Origin of the sequence: Acinetobacter gerneri DSM 14967 = CIP 107464 = MTCC 9824, assembly GCF_000368565.1 — a bacterium.
In the GTDB taxonomy this organism is placed as follows: Bacteria; Pseudomonadota; Gammaproteobacteria; order Pseudomonadales; family Moraxellaceae; genus Acinetobacter; species Acinetobacter gerneri.
This window is the reverse complement of sequence record NZ_KB849540.1, coordinates 1-730: the sequence shown is the minus strand read 5'-3', so window position 1 is coordinate 730 and position 730 is coordinate 1. Positions and strand designations below refer to the sequence as shown.

Annotated in this window: 1 pseudogene; it reads right to left on the bottom strand. The window is 40.8% G+C overall.

From position 1 onward, the window contains the following. Positions 1–181 precede the first annotated feature (181 nt). Positions 182–730: pseudogene (locus tag F960_RS22605) on the bottom strand (type VI immunity family protein); the annotation flags it as partial.

Sequence of the window (730 nt, the reverse complement as noted above, 5' to 3'; positions counted from 1 at the left end):
ATCATTTCCACCATTGTTATAATAGATTTGAATGGTCAGAGAAAGTTGAGATAACACCTGATCATCTTTATCTAACATGAGGAGTTCACGTTCAGCGAGTTGTAGTTGTTCTAGAAGTTCTGCTTCGGAAGGTGTTTGCTGTTCTATGGTGTGCATTGATGTTTAGTCCATTCACAAAAACTCAAAAAGGATTCGGCAATAAAACAGGTCCGCCATCCTCACGTTTTGCAAGTTTCCATACTGCTGGTTTACTATCAAGCTCTCCATCATTCCAATCATACTCAGCCTCTTCAGGAAATTCCTGTCCCTTTTTCAGTTCTTTACCCAGACCTTCAAAATCAAAGGGAATCCAGATACCAGTATAGGGCACGATATTATCATCATTGCTATAATCACCAAGGACAGGCAGTAATTCTTCTTTTCTACCATTGAGATTAAGAATACCTTGATCAAAATTGGCACTATCCCAACGGCGTATCCAATAATAGACCTCTGATATTGAATAGCGTGGGCCTCGATAAGCTGTATGCATATCATCACTTGGCATCTCAGTGCGCACTACTCGACATAATTGACTGATAACAACATAAGGTAGAGGTAAGGCTAGAGCTTTATCTCCGAGACGTGGCAGTGGCCCAGCTTTAAAGGATAATGTTTGTCCTATTTCTTCGACTGACAACTCTGGATAGGCTTTCATAGTATCTAGATAGTTGGGTTGGCCGACCAATTG